5 protein-coding genes and 1 pseudogene are annotated in these 20,394 nt (G+C 68.2%); 4 read left to right on the forward strand and 2 right to left on the reverse strand.

What is annotated here, in order from left to right; genetic code table 11:
• Positions 1 to 38: 38 nt before the first annotated feature.
• A pseudogene (lnt, locus tag LMQ14_RS11675) lies at positions 39 to 2,719 on the forward strand (apolipoprotein N-acyltransferase).
• A gap of 22 nt (positions 2,720 to 2,741) precedes the next feature.
• Here lnt and LMQ14_RS11680 read toward each other — a convergent pair.
• Positions 2,742 to 3,077 (reverse strand): RNA polymerase-binding protein RbpA, encoded by a 336-nt coding sequence (locus tag LMQ14_RS11680; protein WP_085220360.1) that lies wholly within the window; start codon positions 3,075 to 3,077, stop codon positions 2,742 to 2,744.
• 172 nt (positions 3,078 to 3,249) lie between these two features.
• Between LMQ14_RS11680 and LMQ14_RS11685 the strand changes: the two genes are divergently transcribed.
• The 3 genes from LMQ14_RS11685 (at position 3,250) to LMQ14_RS11695 (ending at position 19,031) form a co-directional block, all read left to right on the forward strand.
• On the forward strand, positions 3,250 to 3,600 hold the full coding sequence (locus LMQ14_RS11685; protein ID WP_267734874.1) for a hypothetical protein: 351 nt from the start codon (positions 3,250 to 3,252) through the stop codon (positions 3,598 to 3,600).
• Positions 3,601 to 3,931: 331 nt separating this feature from the next.
• On the forward strand, positions 3,932 to 16,417 hold the full coding sequence (locus LMQ14_RS11690; RefSeq protein WP_267734875.1) for a type I polyketide synthase: 12,486 nt from the start codon (positions 3,932 to 3,934) through the stop codon (positions 16,415 to 16,417).
• 19 nt (positions 16,418 to 16,436) lie between these two features.
• Entirely contained in the window at positions 16,437 to 19,031 is a 2,595-nt protein-coding gene (locus LMQ14_RS11695; protein WP_267734876.1) for a sugar epimerase family protein, read from the forward strand.
• A 170-nt stretch (positions 19,032 to 19,201) separates the two neighbouring features.
• Here the strand turns inward: LMQ14_RS11695 and LMQ14_RS11700 are convergent, their stop codons facing one another.
• The gene (locus LMQ14_RS11700; protein WP_267734877.1) at positions 19,202 to 20,377 is read right to left on the reverse strand and encodes a cytochrome P450; all 1,176 of its coding nucleotides are present in this window, start codon (positions 20,375 to 20,377) and stop codon (positions 19,202 to 19,204) included.
• Positions 20,378 to 20,394 lie beyond the last annotated feature (17 nt).

The raw sequence follows: 20,394 nt of genomic DNA on the forward strand, positions 1-20,394 counted from the left end.
GCGAGGTCGAGCCGGATGGTCCGGGCCTGGCGGGTCGAATGGCCGCCGCAACGGGCCATGGAATAACACGGCTGGGCAAGGGGGCGATCGCGCGACTCCCCGGCATCGGGGCCGCGCTGCTACCCCGGCTCACGCGGCTGGTGGCCACCGTCGGGGGCGGAGCGCTGCTCTGCGCCAGCTTCCCGTCGGTGAACTGGTGGTGGGCCGCCGTCGTTGCTGCCGCGCTGCTGGCGTGGGTGCTCAAACACCCCGCCACCACGCTCGTGGGTGGATTCGGCTACGGATTTCTGTTCGGGCTCGCGTTCTATGTGCCCCTGCTGCCGTGGATCAGCTTGCTGGTGGGCGCCGTGCCGTGGCTGGCGTTGGCCACGATGTGTGCGCTGTTCCCCGGCCTCTTCGGCTTGTTCGCGGTCGTGGTGCGTCGACTGCCCGGCTGGCCACTTTGGTTCGCATTGCTGTGGACGGCCCAGGAGTGGCTGAAGTCGATCTTCCCGTTCGGCGGCTTTCCGTGGGGCTCGGTGGCCTATGGCCAGGCCGACGGCCCGCTACTGCCGTTGGTCCAGCTCGGCGGGGTGGCGTTGCTGTCCATGGGCGTCGTCCTGCTGGGCTTCAGCGTGACCGCGATCGCGTTGGAAATCGCCAACTGGTGGCGAACCGGCCGGGCACGTGGTGGCGCCTCGGCCGAGGCCGCGGGCGAGGAAGGCGAGCAAGCCGCGGATGCCGCACCACCGCCGCCCGCCGTGGTGCTTCCCGGTGTTTGCTTCTGTCTGGTGTTGTTCGCCGCGGTCATCGTCTGGCCGCAGGTGCGGCACTCCGGTGCCGGATCGGGTGGCGAGCCGACGGTCACCGTAGCGGCCGTGCAGGGCAACGTGCCGCGGCTCGGCCTCGGCTTCAACGAGCAACGTCGAGCCGTACTGGACAACCACGTCGACGAGACGCTGCGGCTGGCCGAGGACGTCCGGGCCGGGGCCGCCCCGCAACCGCAGTTCGTCATCTGGCCCGAGGATTCCTCCGACATCGATCCCTTCGTCAACCCCGACGCCGCCCAACGGATCGCGGCCGCAGCCCATTCGATCAACGCGCCGATCCTGATCGGTTCGGTGCTCGCGGTGCCGGGCCACGACGAAGGACCCGGACCCGTCCAGTACACCAACACCGCCATCGTCTGGAATCCGGTGACCGGCCCCGCTGACCGCCACGACAAAGAGATCGTGCAGCCGTTCGGCGAATACCTGCCGATGCGGTGGCTTTTCGAGCATCTGTCGAGCCAGGCCGGCCTGGCCGGCAATTTCATCCCCGGAAAAGGCAGCGATGTGGTGCAGATCGCCGGCGTGCCCGTCGGCGTGGCCACCTGCTGGGAGGTGATTTTCGACCGGGTGCCGCGCAAGGCGGTGCTCAACGGCGCCCAGCTGCTGGCGGTGCCCGCCAACAACGCCACCTTCAACAAGCGCATGAGTGAGCAACAGCTGGCATTCGCCAAGGTCCGGGCCGTCGAGCACGACCGCTACGTCGTGGTGGCCGGCACCACCGGGATCAGTGCGGTGATCGCGCCCGACGGCGCCGAGCTGGTCCGCACCGACTTCTTCCAGCCCGCTTACCTGGACATCCAGGTGCGCCTCAAGACGAAGCTGACGCCGGCAACACAATGGGCCCCGATTGTGCAGTGGGTCCTAGTTGCGGCGGCCGGAGCGGTCATTCTGGCCGGAATACGGCACAATAGGAGCTTCCCGCGTTCGATTCGCCTCAGGTCCAGGCCTCCGGCTGAATCGGCAGACGACGGGGCAGCCCCGGACGAACCCCGGTCCGACGAGGAAGCCCCGACGACCGCGCACGACGCCCCGCCGGACACAGACGGCGACTACACTCCGCTCCACCAGAAGGGCGGCCGACCACCGCGTTATCTCGGGCGACACAGAGGAGATAAATGACCACCGGCGAGCAGGCGACCCGGGTCCCGGGCAATCGTCCCAGCCAGCGTGTCCTGGTTATCATCCCGACCTTCAACGAGCGGGAGAACCTACCGCTGATCCATCGGCGGCTGACGGATGCCTGCCCCGATGTGCACGTGCTGATCGTCGACGACGGCAGCCCCGACGGGACCGGCGAGCTCGCCGACGAGCTGGCCGCGGCCGACGGCGGCCGCACCCACGTCATGCACCGCACGGCCAAGGATGGCCTAGGCGCCGCCTACCTCGCGGGTTTCGGCTGGGGTTTGAGTCGGGAGTACGCGGTGCTCGTCGAGATGGACGCCGACGGCAGCCACGCGCCCGAGCAGCTGCGCCGGCTGCTGGATGCCGTCGACTCCGGAGCCGACCTGGCCATCGGTTCGCGCTATGTCGACGGGGGAGCGGTGCGAAATTGGCCGAAGCGGCGCTGGGCCCTGTCCTGGACCGCCAACACCTACGCGCGGCTGGCGCTCGACATCGACATCCATGACATCACCGCCGGCTACCGGGCCTACCGCCGCGAGGTGCTCGAGGCGATCGATCTCGACGGTGTGGACTCCAAGGGCTACTGCTTCCAGATCGATCTGACCCGGCGCAGCCTGGACAACGGATTCATCGTCGTGGAGGTGCCGATCACCTTCACCGAACGCGAACTCGGCGTCTCCAAAATGAGCGGATCCAACATTCGCGAAGCGCTGGTGAAGGTCGCGAAATGGGGCATTGAGAGTCGCAGGAACGGCGCTCGCGCCGCCCGCGCTGAAGACCGCAGCTAGTCGATCGGGTGCGACGCCCCGGTCAGCCGCGTCGCTTCGACCGGATCAGATCGAGGCGCTCCTTGAGCAGCTCTTCGAGTTCTTCGACGGTGCGGCGCTCCAGCAGCATGTCCCAGTGCGTGCGCGGCGGCTTGACCTTCTTCGGCTCGGGCAGATCACCCTCGATCAGGGTGCCTTCCATGCCGTTGCGGCACAGCCAGGTGCCGGGAATGTCGGCGTCGTCGGCGAACGGAACCTCGAATTCCTCGCCGTTCTCGGTGCGGTACTTCGCGAGCTGACGCGGAGCCAGGTCGTGGTTGCGGTCCGTCTCGTAGCTCACGGCTCCGAGGCGACTGCCCCTCAGTACACGATCAGCCATGGCTGCTACTCCTTTTAATTCCTCTGAGCTCTAATAGCTCCGGTGCCGCGATTCTATTCGCATAGCAAACGTTAGGACGTTCTGCGTAGTTCCCGAGCCGACACGCGGCGTACGCGACTCGACCGTCAATGATACCGGGATCACGGAGTGCGGCCGACTAAAGTCGGCATGCGTGAGCCGCCGTTCCCACCCACAACCATGCCGCTGGTGCGGTCGAGACGTGACGGAAGTCGGGATGGGTCGCCGCCGTCAATACTGTCGCCAGTCTTGCCGGCAGCGGGCCTACGAGCAGCGGGCTTCGATCAACCGGGGTGAGGTGATGGCCCTTCCCGTCGATGCCGTGGTGCTGTCGGCGGACGACGCATCCGACCTGTCAGATCGCGTCTACCAGGTCCGATGCGCCGCGGAGGATGTCGCCACAGCGTTGGACGAGGGCGCCGCGGCGACCGAACTGCGCGAGCTGTGCAAGGTGCTGATTCGTGCGGCCCAGGCCGCCGACGGCTGGCGTCGAGCAGTCGTCTGACCGCGCTGACCACGACTGATGGTTAGCCGGGTACAGTCGCGCCATGGACTGGGTGCCAGGCGTATGGCGCGGTCAGCGGGACCGCAGCCCAACCGGCAGCGCACAATTCCCCTTGGACACGGCGTTCCGCACGTCGAATCCGATCCTCCTTTAGCGACCGGGAGTATCGGACGTTTTGAAATCCCGTCGGAGTTGGCCATACTCACCAGCGACATTCTTGGGTCGGAATGCAGCGCGACGTCGCGCCGCGCAGCAACTGCCGTGACTCGGCATCCGGTGGTTGGCAATCCCATGTTTGGGAACGGCCAAATGGTAGGCAAGGGGTACTGAGGTGGATCAACTCCAGCATGCGACCGAGGCGCTGCGGAAAGCGCTGGTCCAGGTTGAACGCCTGAAGCGCACCAACCGTGCGCTGCTGGAGCGCTCCAGCGAGCCGATCGCGATCGTCGGCATGTCCTGCCGCTTCCCGGGCGGGGTGGATACGCCCGAGAGCCTGTGGCAAATGGTGGCCGACGGTCGCGACGTGATCTCGGACTTTCCGGCCGATCGGGGCTGGGAGTTGGCCGGCCTGTTTGACCCCGATCCCGACGCGCGTCACAAGACCTACGCCCGCACCGGCGGCTTCGTCGACGACGTCGCGGACTTCGACCCCGCGTTCTTCGGCATCGCACCCACCGAGGCGCTCGCGATGGATCCCCAGCATCGGATGCTGCTGGAGCTGTCGTGGGAGGCACTGGAGCGCGGTGGAATCGATCCCAGCGGGCTGCGCGGCAGCGCCACCGGAGTGTTCGCGGGACTTATCGTCCAGGGCTACGGCATGCTCGCCGAGGAGATCGAGGGCTACCGGCTGACCGGCATGACCTCCAGCGTCGCCTCCGGGCGGGTGTCGTACGTGCTGGGCTTGGAGGGCCCGGCGGTATCGGTGGACACCGCGTGCTCGTCGTCCTTGGTGGCGCTACACATGGCGGTCCAGTCGCTGCGGTCCGGCGAATGCGACCTCGCCCTGGCCGGTGGCGCCACCGTCAACGCGACGCCGACCGTCTTCATCGAGTTCAGCCGCCACCGCGGGCTGGCGCCCGACGGCCGGTGCAAGGCCTACGCCGGGGCGGCCGACGGAGTCGGCTGGTCCGAGGGCGGCGCCATGCTGGTCGTGGAGCGGTTGTCGGATGCGCGTCGGCTGGGCCATCCGGTGCTGGCGGTGGTGCGCGGCTCGGCGGTCAATCAGGACGGTGCTTCCAACGGGCTGACCGCGCCCAACGGTCCGTCGCAGCAGCGGGTGGTGCGCGCGGCGTTGGCCAATGCCGGGTTGTCGGCCGCCGAGGTCGATGTCGTCGAGGGCCACGGCACGGGCACCACCTTGGGCGATCCCATTGAGGCGCAAGCGTTGTTGGCGACCTACGGCCAGGATCGCAGTGAGCCGCTGTGGCTGGGCTCGATCAAGTCGAACATGGGTCACACCCAGGCCGCCGCCGGGGTGGCCGGTGTGATCAAGATGGTGCAGGCGATGCACCACGAAATGCTGCCCGCGACTTTGCACGTGGATCAGCCCAGCCCGCATGTGGATTGGTCGGCGGGCGCGGTGTCGTTGTTGAGCGAGGCGCGGCCCTGGCCGGTGGCCGAACATGCACGCCGCGCGGGGATCTCGTCGTTCGGGATCAGCGGCACCAATGCCCACGTGATCGTCGAATCGGCCCCGGCACAAGAGCCGCGGGAGCCTGTCCCGACGCCCGTCGTAGTGCCGTGGGTGCTGTCGGCAAAGTCATTGCGGGCCTTGTCATCTCAGGCGGCTCGGTTGGCTGCGCACGTAGCAGCCGATGACGATCTCGACGTCGCCGACGTGGCGTGGTCGTTGGCGGGCCGGGCGACCTTCGAGCACCGGGCCGTGGTCGTCAGCGGTGACCGCGACCAGCTGTTGGCCGGACTCCAGCAGTTGGCCGGCGACGACCCGGCAGGCACGATCATCCGCGGCGCCGCACAGCCCGCGGGCAAGCACGTCTTCGTCTTTCCCGGCCAAGGCTCCCAATGGGTGGGCATGGGTATCGAATTGCTCGATACCGCACCGGTATTCGCTCAGCACATCGGCGCATGCGCGCAGGTATTCTCCGAATTCGTCGACTGGTCGTTGATCGACGTCCTGCGTGGCGGGCCCGACGCTCCGGGCATGGACCGCGTCGACGTCGTGCAGCCGGTGCTCTTCGCGGTGATGGTGTCGCTGGCCGAGCTGTGGAAGTCGGTGGGAGTCAATCCGGATGCGGTGATCGGCCACTCGCAGGGCGAGATCGCCGCGGCGTACGTCGCCGGTGCGCTGTCGTTGCGAGATGCCGCGCAAGTGGTGACGCTGCGCAGCAAACTGCTGCGCTCGCTGGCCCACTCCGGCGGCATGGTTTCCATCGCGTGCAGCACCGAGCGAGCGCGGGAATTGCTGGCGCCCTACGGCAATCGGATCAGCATCGCCGCCGTCAATGGCCCGTCCGCGGTCGTGGTGTCGGGTGAGGTCGCCGCACTGGACGAACTCATCGGTTTCTGCGCGGACCTGGATCTGCGGACCCGCCGCATCGATGTGGACTATGCCTCGCATTCGGTTGAGGTCGAGGCGATTCGTGACGAGCTGACCACAGTGCTGGCCGGCATCGAGCCGCGTTCTGCGCGGGTCGCCTTCTTTTCCACCGTCTCCGGAAGTCGTTTGGATACAGCCGGTTTGGATGCCGCTTACTGGTATCGCAACATCCGGCAGACGGTGCAGTTCGACCAGGCGGTGCGTACCGCCTGCGAGCACGGGTACCGGACCTTCATCGAATCCAGCCCGCATCCCGCGTTGATCGCCGGCATCGAAGACACCTTCAACGACAGCAGCGCCGCCGGCGACACCGAGGCCATCGTCATTCCCACCCTGGGCCGCGACGACGGTGGGCTCCAGCGGTTCCTGACGTCGGCGGCCGCAGCCTTCACGGCGGGTGTGACCGTGAATTGGCGCGGGGTATTGGGCGGCGCGGGCTTTGTCGAGCTCCCGACGTATGCCTTTGACCGACGCAGGTTTTGGCTGTCCGGCGAGGGCATCGGGGCGGACGTCGCAAGCTTGGGACTGGGAACCAGTGAGCATGCGCTGCTCAGCGCGGTCGTCGAGCTGCCTGCCTCGGGCGGGGTGGTGCTGACGGGCCGCTTGTCGCCCAGCTCGCAGGGTTGGCTGGCCGATCACGCCGTGTCCGGCACGGTGGTGTTCCCGGGTGCGGGGTTTGTGGAGTTGGCCATCCGCGCCGGCGACGAAGTCGGCTGTTCGACGGTCGACGAGCTGACGCTGCAGGCGCCGCTGATGCTGCCGGTCGCCGATTCCGGATTCGGCTCGGTAGCAGTGCAAGTCGTGGTGGGCGCGGCAGAAGAATCGGGTCAGCGCAGTGTGGCGATTTTCTCGCGCGTGGACGCCGACTCCGGGTGGGTGTGCCACGCCGAGGGGGCATTGAGCTCCGCTGCCGTCGAGCCGAGTGCCGATCTGTCGGTATGGCCACCGGCGGGTGCGGTCGCGGTGAACGCGGCCGACGGCTATGAGCAGCTGGCCGCCCGCGGGTACGGCTACGGCCCGGCGTTCCGGGGATTGACCGCCACCTGGGTCCGCGGCGATGAGGTGTTCGCCGAGGTGCGGCTGCCGGACGCGGCCGGTGGGGTCAGCGGGTTCGGGGTGCACCCGGCATTGCTCGATGCGGCAATGCATTCCATGGTCATGGCGCAGGCGGCTGACAACCAGGCCACCGACGTGGTGTTGCCCTTCGCCTGGCAGCGTATTTCGTTGCATGCCGCGGGCGCGTCCGCGGTGCGTGCGCGCATCGCACCGGCGGGTCCTGCTGCGGTGTCGATCGAGCTAGCCGACGGGCTGGGGTTGCCGGTGCTCTCGGTGGGCACCATGGTGGCCCGCCCGGTCAACGAGCAGCAACTGCGCGCCGCGCTCTCCAGCTCGGGCCCCGACCGGCTGTTCGAGGTGGTGTGGTCACCTGTGTCGGCGACCGCCGCTAGCAGTCCGGTTTTGCCCCACCAGCTGCTTGAATCCGTTGCAGGCGAAGATGATCCGGTGTCGGCTACCTACCAGCGCACCCACCAGGTGCTGGCGGCGGTGCAGTCGTGGTTGACCGAACACGACTCGGGTGTCCTGGTCGTGGCCACCCGCGGCGCGATGGGGCTGCCGGGGGAGAACGTCACCGATTTGGCGGGCGCCGCGGTATGGGGACTGGTGCGTTCGGCGCAGACCGAGCATCCCGGCCGGATCGTGCTGGTGGATTCCGATGCGCCCCTAGACGACGACACGACGGCCGCCGTCCTCGCGGCCGGTGAGCCTCAGGTATTGCTGCGCGGCGCGACGCTTTACGGCGCACGGGTAACCGGCAGCCGCGCGGTCGACGGCATCTTGGTGCCGCCCGCCGACGGACCCTGGCGGCTGGGCATCAGTAGCGCGGGCACCTTCGAAAACCTGCGCCTGGAGCCGGTTCCCAACGCTGGAGCCCCGCTGGAGCCGGGCCAGGTTCGGGTCGCGCTGCGCGCCATCGCCACCAATTTCCGAGACGTCATGATCACGCTGGGCATGTTCACCCACGATGCGCTGCTCGGCGGTGAGGGCGCGGGCGTGGTGGTCGAAGTCGGGCCTGGCGTCACCGAATTCGCGGTCGGCGATTCGGTCTACGGATTCTTCCCCGACGGCAGCGGCACGGTGGTGCCCGGCGATGTACGGCTGCTGCTTCCGAAGCCCGCCGACTGGTCCTACCCCGAAGCCGCCGCCATCTCGGCGGTTTTCACCACCGCGTACATGGCGTTCATCCATCTGGCCGACGTCAAGCCGGGTCAGCGGGTGTTGGTGCATGCCGCCGCCGGTGGCGTGGGTATGGCTGCCGTGCAGCTGGCCCGGCACTTGGGCCTCGAAGTGTTCGGGACCGCCAGCCGTGGCAAGTGGGACACGTTGCGGGCCATGGGCTTTGACGACGACCACATCGGTGACTCGCGCACCCTGGAATTCGAAGAGAAGTTCCGCGCGGTCACCGGCGGGCGCGGCATGGACGTGGTGTTGGACTCGCTGGCCGGTGAATTCGTCGATGCCTCGTTGCGCCTGGTCGCCCCGGGCGGCGTGTTCTTGGAGATGGGTAAGACCGACATCCGCGACCCCGGCGTCGTCGCCCGGGAATACCCGGGCGTCCGCTACCGCGCCTTCGACCTGTTCGAACCGGGCCGTCCCCGCATGCACCAGTGGATGCTCGAGCTCGCCGAACTGTTCGAGACCGGTGCGCTGCGGCCGCTGCCGGTGACGACTTTCGATGTGCGACGCGCCCGTACGGCGTTGCGGTACCTGAGTCAGGCCCGCCACGTCGGCAAGGTCGTGATGACTCTGCCCGCCGCTTGGGCGGCGGGGACCGTGTTGGTCACCGGCGGGACCGGGATGGCGGGTTCGACGCTGGCGCGCCACCTGGTGACGCACCACGGCGTGCGGCACCTGGTGCTGTTGAGTCGCCGCGGCCCGGAAGCGGCCGGATCTGCCGAACTGGTCGCCGAATTGGAGGCGGCCGGGGCCCGGGTGCAGGTGGCGGCATGCGATGCGGCCGACCGGCCCGCCTTGGCCGCGGTGCTCGCCGAGATTCCGGCGCAGCACCCGCTCTCGGGAGTGATTCACGCCGCGGGTGTGCTCGACGACGCCGTGGTCACCTCGCTGACGCCCGAGCGGGTGGATCCGGTGTTGCGGGCCAAGGTGGACGCGGCCTGGAACCTGCACGAGCTCACCCGCGATCTGGATGTGTCTGCGTTCGTGATGTTTTCGTCGATGGCCGGCCTGGTGGGTTCGTCGGGTCAAGCCAACTACGCGGCGGGCAACACGTTCCTCGACGGGTTGGCCGCACATCGGCGGGCCCTACGGCTGCCGGCGATCTCGCTGGGGTGGGGCCTGTGGGACCAAGCCAGTGCGATGACCGGCGGCCTCGACGCCGCCGACCTCGCCCGACTGAGCCGCGATGGAATCTTGGCGTTGTCGTCGGACGAGGCGATGGAATTGTTCGACACCGCTTTGATTGTCGACGAACCGTTCATCGCGCCCGCTCGCATCGACCTGGCTGCGCTGCGCGCGCATGCCACCGCGGTGCCGCCGATGTTCGCTGACCTGCTCAATGCGCCGGCCCGGCGTCAGGTCGACGACTCACTGGCCGCCGCGAAATCGAAATCGGCTCTGGCGCATCGTCTGCACGGGCTTGCCGAGCCCGAACAGCACGCCGTGCTGCTGGATCTGGTCCGTTCGCATATCGCGACGGTGTTGGGCAACACGGCCGTCGAGGCGATCGACCCGGACAAGGCGTTCCAGGACCTCGGCTTCGACTCGCTGACCGCGGTCGAAATGCGCAACCGGCTGAAAACCGCTACCGGACTGGCGCTTTCTCCCACGCTGATCTTCGATTACCCGACGCCGAACGGACTGGCCGGCTACATCCGTAAGGAGCTCGCCGGGGTTCCGCAGGAAATCACGCATGCGCCGGTTGCCGCGGTCACCGGCGATGACCCGATCGTGATCGTCGGCATGTCGTGCCGCTATCCGGGCGGGGTGACGTCTCCCGAGGACTTGTGGGAGATGCTGACCGAGGGCCGGGACGTGCTCACCGAATTCCCGAGCGACCGCGGCTGGGACCTGTCCGGCGTGTACAACCCGGACCCGGATGTTCCGGGCACCTGCTACACCCGCACCGGCGGGTTCGTGGACGGCGTCGCGGACTTCGATCCCGCCTTCTTCGGCATCGCGCCCAGCGAGGCGCTTGCGATGGATCCGCAGCAGCGAATGTTCCTCGAACTGTCCTGGGAAGCCTTGGAGCGGGCCGGGATTGAACCCGGCGCGTTGCGCGGAAGTGCCACCGGCATGTTCGCCGGGGTGTACACCCAGGGGTACGGCATCGGCGCCGCACCCACCGCAGAGGGTTTCCGGCTGACCGGTCAGTCCTCGAGCGTGGCGTCGGGCCGGGTGTCGTATGTGCTGGGGCTGGAGGGCCCCGCGGTGTCGGTGGACACCGCGTGCTCGTCGTCCTTGGTCGCGCTGCATATGGCTGCGCAGTCGCTGCGTTCGGGCGAGTGCGATCTCGCCCTCGCCGGCGGCGTCACCGTCAACGCCACGCCCGACATCTTCGTGGAGTTCAGCCGGATGCGCGGCTTGTCGGTGGATGGCCGGTGCAAGGCGTACGCGGGAGCCGCCGACGGCACCGGATTCTCCGAAGGCGGCGGCATGCTCGTCGTCGAGCGACTGTCGGATGCGCGTCGGCTGGGCCATCCGGTGCTGGCGATCGTCCGCGGTTCGGCGATCAATCAGGACGGTGCCTCCAACGGGTTGACCGCTCCCAACGGACCGTCGCAGCAGCGAGTGGTCCGCGCGGCATTGGCCAGCGCCGGGTTGTCCGCGGCCGAGGTCGACGTGGTGGAAGGCCATGGCACGGGAACCAACTTGGGCGATCCCATTGAGGCCCAGGCATTGTTGGCGACCTACGGGCAACACCGCGCCGAGCCGCTGCTGCTGGGATCGATCAAGTCGAACATGGGTCACACCCAGGCCGCCGCGGGCGTGGCCGGTGTGATCAAGATGGTGCTCGCGATGCGTCACGAGCTGCTGCCGGCGACCTTGCACGTGGATCAGCCCAGCCCGCACGTGGATTGGTCGGCGGGCGCGGTGTCGTTGCTGACCGAGGCGCGGCAGTGGCCGGCGGATCACCCACGCCGCGCGGGCGTGTCATCGTTCGGCATCAGCGGCACCAACGCGCACGTCATCATCGAGGCTGCTCCCGCGGGCGTCGACCAGGTCGTCGATCGGCCCGCCGTGCCGGTGCTCCCGTGGGTGGTGTCGGCAAAGTCCTTGTCGGCGTTGGGTTTACACGCGTCTCGGCTGGCCGCACACCTGCGCTCCCACGGTGAACTCGAAGCCGCCGATGTGGCATGGTCCCTGGCGGGCCGGTCGAACTTCGAGCACCGGGCGGTCGTCGCCGGCGCCGGTCGCGACCAGTTGCTCGCCGGCCTCGACGAACTGGCCGGCGGTGAGGTCGGTTCGGTCATCCAGGGCAGCGCGGCCCCAGGCGGCAAGACCGTCTTCGTCTTCCCCGGGCAGGGCTCCCAGACTCTGGGCATGGGAATGGGTTTGCACGCCGGGTACCCGGTGTTCGCCGAGGCGTTCAACAGCGTGGTGGCCGAACTGGACCGGCACCTACTGCGGCCCTTGCGCGACGTCATCTGGGGCCAGGACGAAGGCCTGTTGAACACCACCGAATTCGCCCAACCGGCGTTGTTCGCGGTGGAAGTCGCGCTGTTCCGGCTGCTCGAATCCTGGGGTGTGCGTCCCGACTTCGTGCTGGGTCACTCGATCGGCGAGTTGGCGGCCGCGCACGTCGCCGGTGTCTTGTCCCTGGAGAACGCCGCCGTACTGGTGGCCGCCCGGGGCCGCTTCATGCAGGCACTGCCGGCCGGCGGGGCGATGATAGCTGTGCAGGCCACCGAATCCGAGGTGCGCCCGCTGCTGGTTCCCGAGGTCGGTATCGCGGCCGTCAACGGGCCGGGTTCCGTGGTGATTTCGGGCGACGAAGACAAGGTGACCGCGATCGCCGAGCGGCTCCGTGCCGACGGCCGCCGCGTGCACCGACTGGCCGTCTCGCACGCCTTCCACTCTCCGTTGATGGATCCGATGGTCGACGAATTCGGCACCGTCGCGGCCGGACTCGCGATCGGCAAGCCCACCATCCCGATCGTGTCGAACGTGACCGGGCAACTGGCCGGAGACGACTTCGCCACGGTGACCTACTGGAAGCGGCACGTGCGCGAGGCGGTGCGATTCGCCGACAGTGTGCGCGTCGCACACACAGCCGGCGCAACCCGTTTCGTCGAGGTCGGACCCAGCAGCGGCCTGACGGCATCGATCGAAGAATCGCTGCCCGATGCACCGATCTTCACGATGTCCGTGCTGCGCAAGGACCGTCCGGAGCCGGAAACCCTGACCAGTGCGATCGCACAGGGGTACGTCGCCGGGATGGACGTGGACTGGCGCGCCGCAATCGGCCAGGCCAATTTCGTCGAGCTACCCACCTATACCTTTGAGCGACGGCGGTTTTGGCTGGCCGGCGACGGCGCCCCGGCCGACGCGGCCGGTCTGGGCCTGGCGGCCGGCGAACACCCGTTGCTGGGCGCGGTGGTCGAGCTGCCGGCGTCGGGCGGGGTGGTGCTGACGGGCCGGTTATCGTCGAGCGTGCAGACCTGGTTGAACGATCACGCCGTCGGTGGCGTCGTGCTGTTCCCCGGAGCCGGATTCGTCGAGCTGGCGATCCGCGCCGGCGACGAAGTGGGCTGCGGAGTCGTCGACGAACTGAATCTTGCGGCGCCCCTGGTGTTGCCGGCCGGCGGGTCGGTCGCGGTCCAAGTGGTGGTCGGCGGCCCCGATGACGCGGGAACCCGTGCGGTGTCGGTCTTCTCCCGCGCCGAGGCGGGCTCGGGCTGGTCGTTGCACGCCGAGGGCATGCTGCGCGTGGGTTCGGCCGAGCCGAGCGCGGACCTGTCGGCGTGGCCACCGGTCGGTGCGGTTGCGGTCGACATCGGCGACGGCTATGAGCGGCTGGCCGAGCGCGGATACGGATACGGGCCCGCGTTCCGCGGCTTGACCTCGATGTGGCGCCGCGGCGACGAAGTGTTCGCCGAGGTGACACTGCCCACGGATGCCGGAGTGTCGGTGGCCGGGTTCGGGGTCCACCCGGTGATGCTCGACGCCGCATTGCACGCGGTGATCCTGGCCTCTGAGGGCGACGAACTTGCCGAAGGCTCGATGATGGTGCCGTTCTCCTGGCAGCAGGTGTCCCTGCACGCCGCGGGTGCGGCGGCGGTGCGGGCGCGGATCGTGCCGGTGGGAGATCACGCGGTTTCGATCGAACTCGCGGATGGCCTTGGACTGCCGGTGCTTTCGGTGGCGTCCATGGTGGCCAGGCCCGTGACCGATCAGCAATTGCTGGCCGCGGTCTCCAACTCGGGCCCGGATCGGCTCTTCGAAGTCGTCTGGTCCGTGCAGCCGTCGTCCTCGGTGCAACCCATCTCGGTGTCCGCCTGGGGCGCAACGGAATTGGAGGCCGCCGAAGGCCAGCGCTCGGCGGTGGTGTTCGAGTCGGTGCCGGTCGCCGACGACATCCTGGCCGGGGTGTACGCGGCCACCCGCGCGGTGCTGCCGGTGCTGCAGACGTGGCTGGCCCGCGAGGGGGCAGGGACGCTGGTGGTGGCGACCCGGGGCGCGATGACGTTGCCGGGGGAGGACATCACCGATCTGGCGGGCGCCGCGGTGTGGGGCCTGGTGCGTTCGGCGCAGACCGAGCATCCTGGCCGGATCGTGCTCGTCGATACCGACGGACCGCTCGACGACGAGGCGGTGGCCGCGGTTCTGGCCGCCGGTGAGCCGCAGGTGTTGTTGCGTGGCGCAAAGCTTTACATCGCCCGCGTGCACGGCAGTCGCGCCGTCGGAAGTCTCTTGGTGCCCCCGGGCGATGGCCCGTGGCGGCTGGGCATGAGCAGTCGCGGCACATTCGAGAACCTGCGACTGGAGCGGATCCCCGACGCCGACGCGCCGCTGGGGCCCGGGCAGGTTCGGGTAGCGCTGTCGGCCATTGCGGCCAACTTCCGCGACGTGATGATCGCGCTCGGCCTCTACCCCGACCCGGACGCGGTCATGGGCATCGAGGCGTCCGGCGTCGTGGTCGAAACTGCTTCGCCGGATGACCGTTTCGCGATCGGCGACCGGGTGATGGGCCTGTTCCCCGATGGAACCGGGACCATTGCCGTCACCGATCAGCGACTGCTGGCCAGGGTGCCGGCCGGATGGTCGCACACCGCCGCCGCGACCACCACAGTGGTTTTCGCCACCGCCTACTACGCGCTGACCGATCTGGCCGCGGCCAAGCCCGGCCAGCGGGTGTTGGTGCACGCGGCCGCCGGCGGCGTCGGAATGGCCGCCGTTCAGCTGGCCCGGCATCTGGGTCTGGAGGTTTTCGCGACCGCCAGCCGCGGTAAATGGGAAGCGTTGCGGGCCATGGGCTTTGACGACGACCACATCTCCGACTCGCGCAGCCTGGAGTTCGAGGACAAGTTCCGGGCGGTCACCGGCGGGCGCGGCATGGACGTGGTGCTGGATTCGCTGGCCGGCGACTTCGTCGACGCTTCGCTGCGGCTGGTCGCCCCCGGCGGGATCTTCCTGGAGATGGGCAAGACCGATATCCGCGAGCCCGGCGAGATCGCCCAGGAACACCCGAGTGTGCGGTACCGGGCCTTTGATCTCTTCGAGGCGGGACCCGAGCGCATTCAGCAGCTGCTGGACGAGCTGGCCGCGCTGTTCGGCGAGGAAGTGCTACGTCCGTTGCCGGTCACCAGGTTTGACGTGCGACGCGCCCCGGCGGCGTTGCGGTATTTGAGTCAGGCCCGACATGTCGGCAAGGTCGTGATGACGCTGCCGTTCGGGCCCGGTAGTGGGCTGGGTGCGGGAACCGTGCTGATCACCGGTGGGACCGGGATGGCCGGCTCGGCCTTGGCCCGCCACGTGGTGTCTCGGCATGGTGCGCGCAACGTGGTGTTGGTGAGCCGGCGGGGACTGGATGCCCCCGGGGCCGCGGAGCTGCTGACCGAGCTCAGCGCGACCGGTGCCCAGGTGCAAGTGGTGGCCTGTGATGTCGCCGATCGCGAGGCGTTGGCCAAGGTGATCGCCGATATCCCGGTGCAGCGACCACTGTCCGGCGTGATTCACGCGGCCGGCATGCTCGATGACGCCGTCATCGCCTCGTTGACCCCGGAGCGGGTGGATGCGGTGTTGCGGGCGAAGGTCGATGGGGCCTGGAACCTGCACGAGTTGACCCGTGACCTGGATGTCTCTGCATTCGTTCTGTTTTCGTCGATGGCCGGGCTGGCGGGAGCGTCGGGCCAGGCCAACTACGCGGCCGCCAACTCGTTCCTGGACGGGTTGGCCCTGCACCGGCGCGCGCGCGGGTTGCCGGCGATGTCGCTCGGCTGGGGCCTGTGGGATCAGACCAGTGCCATGACCGGGGCGCTGGGCGCCGCCGATCGTGCCCGGTTCGGCCGGGACGGCATTGTCGCGATGTCTTCCGACCAGGCACTGGAATTGATGGACACCGCCCTGATTGTCGACGAGCCGTTCCTGATGCCTGCCCACATCGACCTTGCGGCGCTGCGGGTGAAGTTCGACGGGGGAACACTGCCGCCCATGTTCGTCGATCTGATCAACGCGCCGACCCGGCGCCAGGTCGATGATTCGCTGGCCGCGGCCAAGTCGAAATCGGCTCTGCTGCAACGCCTCGAGGGTCTGCCCGAGGACGAGCAGTATGCCGTGCTGCTGGATCTGGTGCGCTCCAACATCGCCACGGTGCTGGGCAACTCCAGCCCCGAGTCCATCGATCCGGACCGAGCGTTCCAGGAGCTCGGCTTCGACTCGCTGACCGCCGTTGAGATGCGCAACCGGTTGAAGTCCGCTACCGGCCTGGCACTTTCGCCGACGCTGATCTTCGATTACCCGAACTGCGCCGCGCTGGCCAGCTACATGCACTCCGAGCTCATCGGGACATCGGAGGAAAGCACTCCGGCCGCCGCGCCCGGGGAAGCCGACATTCAGCGGGTGGTGGGGTCGATTCCGGTGAAGCGACTCCGGCAGGCGGGTGTGCTGGAGTTGTTGCTCGCCCTGGCAACCGAAGACGGCACCGCGCAGGGGGCGCCCGCGGGCGTGAGCACCGAAAAGGACATCGCAGAAATGGACCTCGAGGCCCTGGTCAATGCGGCATTGATGGACGACGACGAATAGCCATGAAAATCGGTAGTCAGTGAGAATCGCGGTCACCGGGGCCAGTGGTGTGCTCGGCCGCGGTCTCACCGCCCGATTGCTCAGCCAGGGTCACCAGGTTGTAGGAATTGCCCGGCACCGGCCGGAAAGCTGGTCGAGTGCAGCCGATTTCATCGAGGCAGACATCCGGGACGCGGGCGCGGTCACCCGCGGCGTCGCCGGCGCGGACGTCGTCGCGCATTTCGCGTGGGCACGCTGCCCCGGACCTGACGAACGTATCGGCCATGAGGTCAATGTCGGCGGCACGCTCAACGTTCTGCAGGCAATGGCCGAGACCGGTTCCAGGCGTATCGTTTTCGCATCGTCGGCACATGTTTATGGCTGTGCCGACGCGCCGAAAGCCGAACGGGAGCCGATGGTTCCGGTGCTGGCCGACGGCGTGCACCAGGCGCGGGTCGAGGACCTGCTCGGCGAATCGGATGCCGAATGGGTCGCGATCCGCTCCGCGCTGATTGTCGGCCGCAACGTCGACAATTGGGTGCGCGGGCTGCTGGCGTCGCCGGCGTTCCCCGAGGGGTCCAACGATCGCCGCATGCAAGTCGTCCACCTCGACGATGCGCTTCGGTTATTCGCCCGCGCCGTCCTGGACACCGGCATCGCCAATGGCCCAATCAATCTCGCCGCCCCGGGTGAGCAGACGTTCCGTCAGATCGCCGCCGTACTGAGGCGCCCGATCATCCGGCTCGGCGGCCCGTTGCGGTCCTTGGGACGACACGGCGAACTGGAGCTGGTGCGAAGCGCCCCGCTGATGGATACCGCACGATTGCGCGAGCAGTGGGGATTCCAGCCGGCATGGAACTGCGACGAATGCATCGACGACTTCGCGCTGGCGGTACGTGGCCGCCTCACGCTGGGCAAACGGGTTGTGTCGCTGCCGTGGCGGTTGGCCAATGTTGCGGACCTGCCTGCCGTCGATGCGGCAGCCGATGACGGTGCGGTCCCCAAATTAGCTGGCCCACAGGGGGATAACGGCGAGTTCGATACCCCGATCGACCCGCGTTTCCCCACCTTTCTGGCCACCAATTTGTCCGAGGCGCTGCCGGGCCCGTTTTCGCCCGCCTCGGCATCGGTGACCGTGCGCGGATTGCGTGCGGGCGGTGCCATCATTGCCGAGCGGCTGCGGCCGGGCGGAATGGTCCAGCGCGAAATCGCCATGCGCACCGTCGCGGTGTTCGCCCACCGGCTGTACGGGGCGATCACGTCGGCGCACTTCATGGCCGAAACCGTGCCGTTCGCCAAGCCGTCGATGATCGTCAGCAATAGCGGGTTCTTCGGCCCCAGCATGGCCTCGCTGCCGATCTTCGGTGAGCGGCGTCCTGACGAAATCGGCTGGGCTCGAAAGCAACTGCGAAATACCCGCAATATCGGGGTGTTCGGCGTCAATCTGGTGGGCCTGAGCTCCGGTGCGTCGCGCGATACCCACGACTTCATCGCCGATGTCGATCGACTGGAACGGCTGGCCGACGATGTCACCCACCTCGACGATCGCCGGCTGCTGAGCCTGATCGTGTTGGCGCGCGACCACGTTGTGCACGGATGGGTGCTGGCCTCGGCGTCGTTCATGCTGTGCGCCGCGTTCAATGTGTTGTTGCGCGGCTTGTGCGGTCGCGACACCTCCCCGTCCGCAGGCCCCGAACTCGTCAGTGCGCGATCGGTCGAGGCCATGCAACGCCTGGTGGTCGCGGCACAGCGTGATCCGAACGTGGCTCGACTGCTGGCCGAACCGGGGGAGCGGCTGGACAAGCTGGCCGTTGACGCCCCGGAATTCCACGCCGCGGTGTTCGAGGAGCTGGAGCTGATCGGCCATCGTGGTCCGGCAGAGCTCGAGATGCTGTCGACGAGTTACGCCGACGACCCGGAGTTGCTGGTCCGGATGGTAGCCAGGGCAATGAGTGCACCACCGACGCCACCGCCGCAGCACCCGCGGATTCCGTTGCGGGCCAGGCCGGTAGCGCTGCTGGCGGCAAGCCAACTCCGCGACCGGGAAGCGCGTCGCGACAAAGTGGTGCGGGCCAACTGGGTGCTGCGTGCTCTGCTGCGCGAGTACGGGCGCCGGAAGGTGGAGGCCGGGATCTTCCACACCGCCGACGATGTGTTCTACCTGCTGGTTGACGAACTCGACGCGCTGCCCGCCGACGTCGCGAGCGTGGTGGCCCACCGCCGGGCCGAACACCGCCGGCTGGCGACCGTCGCTCCGCCGACGGTATTCAGCGGGAACTGGGAGCCGTCCATCACGTCGACGCCGGCCCTTGTCAGCGGAGACACCCTGCGCGGTGTCGGCGTGTGCGGGGGACGGGTGCGCGGCCGGGTGCGGATCGTGCGGCCCGAGACGATCGACGACCTGCAACCCGGCGAAATCCTCGTCGCGGAGGTCACCGACGTCGGCTACACCGCAGCATTCTGCTACGCCGCGGCCGTGGTGACCGAACTCGGCGGCCCGATGTCACACGCCGCGGTGGTGGCTCGCGAATTCGGCTTCCCCTGTGTGGTCGACGTCCACGGCGCAACCAAGTCGTTGCCGCCGGGCGCACTCATCGAGGTCGACGGCACGTCGGGCGAAATTCATCTGCTTTAACCAGCCTTGGCATTCATTAGGCCGCGGGGAAGCGTCAGCGGCAAGTCGTTGTAAGTTGCGATGCCTGGCGGTGCCGCGACTACTGCTGCAATCGCATTGACAGCGCTTGCCGACGCTCCCGGTGGTCCACTGAACAACTCGATGGGGGGACTGCTCGCCGTACCTTGACGTCACGGTCGGGTCTCCCTTGTGAGAATGCGCACCGGCAGCCGGGGCAGGGTGCTGGTCGGGGAGGGCCAGATGATTTCGGGCCGGTACCCCGGCGCGAGTTCGAAATGGGGTATGCGCTTCAGCCATTCGGTCACGACGACGTTCATTTCCATTCGCGCCAGGTGGGAGCCGACGCAGCGGTGCGGACCGCCACCGAAGCCCCAGTGCTTGTGCACCTTGCCGTCCAGTACCAAGTCGTCACCGGAGATCGCATCGCTGCCGTCCCGGTTGATCGCGCCCAGGCACAGCCGCACCCGAGAACCCGCCGGCAAGGTGACGCCGGCGATGGTGACGTCCTCGGTCGTCACCCGGGGGACGACCGGGGCCGAGGATTCCAATCGGACCATCTCCTCGACGAAAACACCGATCGTATCCGGGTTTTCGCAAAGGCGGGCGCGCACGCCGGGACGCCGGGCCAGCTCCAGCATGGCCGCCCCGATGGCCGACGTGACGGTGTCCAGACCCGCAAGCACGAAGAAGAAAGCCATGCCGAGGGCCTCGTCGTCGGTCAGTGCGTCCTCGCCCACCAGCACCTGAGAGAGGACATCGTCGCCCGGATGCCGGCGATGCTCGGCGACGGCCTCGGTGAGGTAGGCAAACAGCTCCAGAGCTGGTGTCAGATCAGGGGATTCGCCAGCCGCATTCGGGATGCTCAATTCGATGATGGCGTCTTTCCACCGGATCAGCCGCTCGCGATCCCGCAGCGGCAAGCCGAACAACGTCAGAAATACCTGCGACGGATAGGGAGTCGCCAGCTCGGACATCACCTCGCACTCGTCGCGCTGCGCGATCGAGTCGACGATGTCGATCGCTTGGGCCTGGATCGACGGCAGGATCGCGGCGAGCGCATGCGGACTGAAGAACGGCTGCAGAATCCGACGAAACCGGGTGTGCTCCGGGGGATCAAAGGCCGCCGGCACCAGCGGCAACGGACTCCCGACCACCTCGAATGCTTTCTTGGAGGAAAACACATTCGGATTGCGCAGTGCGGCAAGCACATCCGCGCGTCGGGTCAGTGCGTACCAGCCGTCACTCAGCACCACCGGGCCGGCGTCCCGCAATGCGGCCCAGCCTGCGCCCCGGTCGAGCGACATCGGCAGATCGGTCAAATCGACTACCGGGATACCCTCGGTCATGCCTCGTTCCTTTCGAT

It is taken from the genome of Mycobacterium sp. Aquia_213, assembly GCF_026625985.1.
Classification (GTDB): domain Bacteria; phylum Actinomycetota; class Actinomycetes; order Mycobacteriales; family Mycobacteriaceae; genus Mycobacterium.